Consider the following 491-nt stretch of genomic DNA (forward strand, 5'->3'; position numbering starts at 1 on the left):
GCCAATGTCCTCGACAAACTGCCCAAGCGGGTCCAGCCCCAGGCCAAGTCGATGATCCATGAGATCTGGCAGGCCGATAGCCGGGGAACGGCTGAGAAAGCCTTCGAGCGCTTCTTGGCAACCTTCGGCGACAAGTACCCCAAGGCGGCCGACAATCTCGCTTCAGACCGTGACCGCCTGCTGGCCTTCTACGACTTCCCGGCCGCCCACTGGCAGCACCTGAGGACAACCAATCCGATCGAGTCGACCTTTGCGACCATTCGACTCCGAACGGCCAAGACCCGAAATTGCTACAGCGCCGAAAGCGGCGTGGCCTTGATGCATCAACTGGCCATGAGCGCGCAGAAACGCTGGCGCAGACTGCGGGGCTTCCGGCAACTGGCCGATGTCGTTGCCGGCGTGAAGTTCATCGACGGAATAGATGAACGCAAAATCAGCAGGGACGCCGCTTGATGAGCCAGTGGTCATACACCAGACTTGACAGTAACTCC

At 60.1% G+C, this 491-nt stretch carries 1 protein-coding gene; it reads left to right on the forward strand.

What is annotated here, in order from left to right; all coding sequences use genetic code 11:
* Positions 1-453 (forward strand): transposase (locus ACEWQ0_RS02575; RefSeq protein WP_476484391.1); only part of this gene is annotated, 453 nt, incomplete at its 5' end.
* Positions 454-491: the final 38 nt, after the last annotated feature.

This window comes from Wenzhouxiangella sp. YN9, from assembly GCF_056324165.1.